6 protein-coding genes are annotated in these 4709 nt (G+C 60.6%); 2 read left to right on the forward strand and 4 right to left on the reverse strand.

Annotated features, from left to right (window positions below; translation table 11 throughout):
• Positions 1-44: 44 nt before the first annotated feature.
• The 3 genes from K9U41_RS21810 to K9U41_RS21820 all read right to left on the reverse strand — a co-directional run bounded on the left by K9U41_RS21810 (position 45) and on the right by K9U41_RS21820 (position 2817).
• Positions 45-1163, reverse strand: coding sequence for a site-specific DNA-methyltransferase (locus K9U41_RS21810; RefSeq protein ID WP_282642942.1), 1119 nt, complete (start codon positions 1161-1163; stop codon positions 45-47).
• Positions 1164-1533: 370 nt separating this feature from the next.
• Complete coding sequence (locus tag K9U41_RS21815) at positions 1534-2556, reverse strand: ParA family protein (protein ID WP_282642943.1); 1023 nt, start codon at positions 2554-2556, stop codon at positions 1534-1536.
• A 90-nt stretch (positions 2557-2646) separates the two neighbouring features.
• The gene (locus K9U41_RS21820; protein WP_282642944.1) at positions 2647-2817 is read right to left on the reverse strand and encodes a hypothetical protein; all 171 of its coding nucleotides are present in this window, start codon (positions 2815-2817) and stop codon (positions 2647-2649) included.
• A 274-nt stretch (positions 2818-3091) separates the two neighbouring features.
• Here K9U41_RS21820 and K9U41_RS21825 point away from each other — a divergent pair, with 274 nt between their 5' ends.
• Together K9U41_RS21825 and K9U41_RS21830 are read left to right on the forward strand one after the other, a co-directional pair.
• A complete protein-coding gene (locus tag K9U41_RS21825; RefSeq protein WP_282642945.1) occupies positions 3092-3520 on the forward strand; it encodes a Rieske (2Fe-2S) protein in 429 nt (142 codons plus the stop codon).
• A 159-nt stretch (positions 3521-3679) separates the two neighbouring features.
• Complete coding sequence (locus K9U41_RS21830; protein WP_282642946.1) at positions 3680-4216, forward strand: hypothetical protein; 537 nt, start codon at positions 3680-3682, stop codon at positions 4214-4216.
• A gap of 92 nt (positions 4217-4308) precedes the next feature.
• On the opposite strand, the gene K9U41_RS21835 is transcribed toward K9U41_RS21830, so the two are convergent.
• On the reverse strand, positions 4309-4709 hold a 401-nt coding region (locus K9U41_RS21835; protein WP_282642947.1), incomplete at its 5' end, for an NAD-binding protein.

Genomic DNA, 4709 nt, shown 5'->3' on the forward strand with positions numbered 1-4709 from the left:
GGCTTGGGGGTGAGGGGGACGAAGAGGCTTTCGCGTGCCTTCGTCTATTCCGCCGCGATGCCCATCTCGGCCCTAAGGCGCGCGCGCAGCATGTCGATGGGGTGGCGGCGGCCTTCCTCTTCCACGTGCCAGAAGGTCCAGCCGTTGCAGGCTTCCGCCCCCTGCGCCAGCGCACCGACGCGGTGGATGGAGCCCACATTCTGCCCGCCGGCCAGGGAAAGGGTGCCATCCGCCCGCACCACGGCGCGGAAGCGGCCCTTGGCGTCGGTGAGTTCGGCGCCGGGCGTCACCAGCCCGCGCTCCACCAGCACCGAGAAGGCGACACGCGGCGCTTCCCGCGCGCTGGGCGGGGCGATCAGGGCATCTTCCGGCAGCGGCTCCACCGCATCGATGCGGGCGCGGGCGGCCTCAGCATAAGCCTCTTCCCGCTCGATGCCGATGAAGGAGCGGCGCAGGCGCCTCGCCACGGCGCCGGTGGTGCCGGAGCCGAAGAAGGGGTCGAGCACCACATCGCCGGGCTTGGTGGCCGAGAGCAGGACGCGGGCGAGCAGGGCCTCGGGCTTCTGGGTGGGGTGGAGCTTCCTGCCCGCCCCATCCTTCAGCCGCTCTTGTCCGGTGCACAGGGGAAACAGCCAGTCCGAGCGCATCTGCACGTCGTCGTTGCCGGCTTTCAGCGCCTCGTAATTGAAGGTGTATTTGGCATCGGCGCTGCGGGCGGCCCAGATCAGGGTCTCGTGGGCATTGGTGAAGCGCCGGCCCCGGAAGTTGGGCATGGGGTTCGCCTTGCGCCACACGATGTCGTTGAGGATCCAGAAGCCCAGGTCCTGCATCATGGCGCCGACGCGGAAGATGTTGTGATAGGAGCCGATGACGAACAGGGTGCCGTTGGGCTTCAGCGCCCGCCGCGCGGCCAGAAGCCAGGCGCGGGTGAAGGCATCATAGGTGGCGAAGCTGTCGAAGCGGTCCCAGTCGTCGTCGACGGCATCGACGAGGCTCTCGTCGGGCCGTTTCAGCTCGCCGCCGAGCTGGAGATTGTAGGGCGGATCGGCGAACACGAGGTCGACGCTGCCGGCGGGCAAGCCGGCCATCATCTGGATGCTGTCGCCGAGGAGGATCTGGTTGAGGGGCAACTCGCCCGGCGCGGCGCCGGCCGCTTCGCGCATCCGCTTCACGGACGATGCCGCGCGCGGGGCACGGGGTGCCGAAAGCACCGGCTCGACGACCCGGTTGGCCGCCAAGGGGGCAGGCTCGGCATACTCCGGACAAACGCCCAACTGGCGCGCCGTCCGTCCGGCTGCCCCCTTGGCCACACTACGCATGACGCAACCCTACGCAACGCTTACGAACAGGCAGGAGTGTGGCCGGCAGGGGTTAAGGCGGGGTGAAGGGGAGGCGGATTAGGTCGTGAAAGCGTCTGCTTGATAATTTGCCGGGAGGCGTGCTCACCGGTCTATTTGCGCTAATCGTCGGTCATGACGGCATTTTTTCCACAAACTTAGGTCGGAATCCGAGAGTATTCGTGCTGATTCCGATTTAAAAATCGGGATCTAAAACCCGCTCCAGAACATCGACAATGTCCGTGAAATGTTTGCTTGTATTTTTGGCTTTGGTAATGTGCGCTCCCTTTAATCCGTCTGACCCGTTGCAGTAGAATATTGGCTTTCGCGCATCCATAGAGTATGGTACCAAGCTGTGTAAATTTGGAATTTGTCCTAATTTATAATCTCGATCCTCCCATTCGATCACCTGATTTAACGGAATTAGCTTGTCGACTATGTTTGTCATAATCGCTGGAACTAGTTGATTTCCATATATTTGCCAGCCCGCTGTCATTCCGGTCGGATTTGACCGAATATTATGTTGTTGTATGACGTATCCAAGGTATGTGGGGGCTCCCGAAGGAATGGATAGATCCATATCTTTCGAGCTTATATTGTCATTCCAGCTTTTGTTTACTTGATCCCATTCTGATCGCCACGAAACGAGTTTGTTACCGAGGTTCTCTGTGCCTTGAATTGAAAATAAATCCGGAGCAACTGGTGTTATAAAATAGTCAGATGAGGCCAGGACGGCTCTGTTCAGTGCTCCAAGATTAGGGCCTAGATCAATCAATACCAAATTTGCATCAATTTTTTCAGCGGCCCATTGAATATATCGATGTATTGCAGATTGCGCGCGAATATCTGGCTCGCTTCCTCCTTTCGCAGAATTCCACGTATCTCCCAAGCGATCCTCAAAATTGCTTAATCTAAGGTCGCCTGGTACGATATATAGATCCCCTTTTGCATGTATTACCTTCGAGGGGGCCCTTTTTCGTATATCGCCAATTGTTTGGTATACAGGCTCTACGTTTCGAAATATGCTATTCCCGTCAGGTGTCCAAGCTCTACGTATTTCCGCATCGGACAGGCTGTATGCCGTCAAATTGCACTGGCTATCGCAGTCCACTGTCAAAATTTTTTTACCGCGCTCCGCCAACAAATGCGCGACGTGGTACATGTAAGTAGTTTTACCGACGCCGCCCTTGTTGTTGAATATGCTTATTATTTTCGCCATTTTTTTGTCATCCTGTCGGGAACGGGGTTCGCGCGCCGATAGAATCGATGAGCTACGCGAGTTTAGATTTGCGCGGCAGCTAGTTCGTCGTCAACTCCACGACGGGGGGCGGCAGTTCGTGGCGCCGTATTGCTGAGCCACGTTCATCCATTCCCGATCGGACGCGGCGTCGATCTGCTTCACGATACGGCCGTAGATATGCTCGTGGGAGGCGTTTGCCATGAAGGGCAGGTAGATGGGCGCGAGGTCGATGCTTAACAATCGTCCTTCGGTTCGGCTGGCATCATAAAGCCTCCCGTTGACCCGTTTCCCCGGAGCGCGCCGACATGCGCAACCGCGAAAGCGCCCGGCGGCATGGGAAGCCCTGGTATTTGTGTAACGTCAAGTCGCGCCCTGCCCTGTCCCCGATCGATGAGGGGAGCCCCCTCCCCGCTGAAACCCGACAATCCCCCGTGGCGCCGATCTTGCTTGTACCTGGTCCATGTCCGCTTCCCGCCAAGGGGAGCGCCTTGCATGTCCGGGGAAGGCGCGGTCCATGAGTGAGCTTTTCGCCGTATGTGCCACCTATGAGGTCGATGACGGCGACGCGCGCGGCTTCGTGCTCGCGCGGCTGGACGAGACCGGCGCCGTCAAAAGGTGGCCCATCCTCATCGCGCGCCAGTCCAAGAACTACTACGGCTACGAAAATGCCTGCCCCCACGAGGGCACGCGCCTGGACCTGGTGCCGGGGGAGTTTCTCGACCGGGAGGGCAACTTCCTGGCATGCGCCCGGCACGGGGCGAAGTTCGATTTCGACACCGGGCATTGCTTCATCGGCCCCTGCCAGGGCAAGGCGCTGACGCCCATCAAGCTGGTCATCGACGACGGCGACGTGTGCCTGGTGGATGTCGAACTGGCTGAAGAAGACGGACTAGACATTGAGGACCCCAACGAGGTCCCCGAGGTCCTGATCACGGGCGATTGACGCGGGCCGCACGGCCCGCCGACCAGAGGTCGCGCCCTTTGGGCGCGGCAGACCGCGACGGTGCGGTTCGCGCGGCAGGCATCTGCCGATGCGGGCGAGCGCACCGAAGGCAAGCCCACCACGACCTCCACACCAGACCTCCACAAAGGACCATCCCTTATGACTGCCATTGCAGACACGCCGTTTGCCAAGCTTGAAACCGAAGGCCGGCTGCTGAAGCCCAGCCTGAACGCCGACACCCATGTGGCCGGCCGCTTCGGCTTCCGCGGCGAAATCTCCTATGACGACTCCGAGACCGTCCTGAAGGAGGTCTTCGCCGTGTCCGAAGCCGGCCAGCCGGCCATCGGCTTCCTCGCCGGCTCCATCGCCGAATTCGAAAGCCTGCCCAAGCTGGTCGAGACCTTCGGCGCGGCCTTCAACGCGGACGGCAAGTATCTCATCTATATCGCCGACCTGCCGCAGGGCAATCGCCTGTCGATCCAGTTCGGCGATGTGAAGATCTTCGCGATCTTCATCGATGGGACTTCGGTCTACAATGAACTGATCGATACGTTCTACGTGGACAAGGTCAAGCTCAAGAAGTACGACACGGCCGCCAAGCTCGATGCGCTGGCCGATGTGGGCCTGAAGTATTCTTCGCCCTCGGACTACAAGGAAGTGTCCTACGAAGACGGGTTGAAGATCAAGAACGGCTGAGCCCCGATCAGCCGTTCTGCCGCATGCCCACACAGCCCGCCGGAGCACGTACCGACCGATCAAGCCGGATCGTCACGTGCTCCGGGGCTGGATCAGCCCTTTTTCACCCCGTTCATCTGCCCGACCACATCCACCAGCAGCGGCACGTTCTTCTCGCCGTTCCCCAGCCCTTCGGCGGTGGCGTAGAGGTTCTTCACCGTGGCGCTGATGAAGGCCGCTGCGCCGGTGTTGGTGGCGAGGTTGGTCACGTAGCGCATGTCCTTGTGGGCATTGGTGATGGTGAAGCGGTGGGCGTTCACGTCGCCGTCCAGCGCATAGCCCATGAAGGTGCGGTAGAAGCCGCAATCCATGCGCCCGCCGCGGATCACCGCGTCGAACACCTGCGGCGTCACCCCCGCCTTGGCGGCCAGCGCCAGCGCCTCCGCATAGATGGCGCCGTAGCCCAGCGACAGGAAGTTGTTGAGCAGCTTCATGGTGTGCCCCGCCCCCGGCG

It is taken from the genome of Xanthobacter autotrophicus (genome assembly GCF_029991245.1).
GTDB classification, from domain to species: Bacteria; Pseudomonadota; Alphaproteobacteria; order Rhizobiales; family Xanthobacteraceae; genus Xanthobacter; species Xanthobacter autotrophicus_C.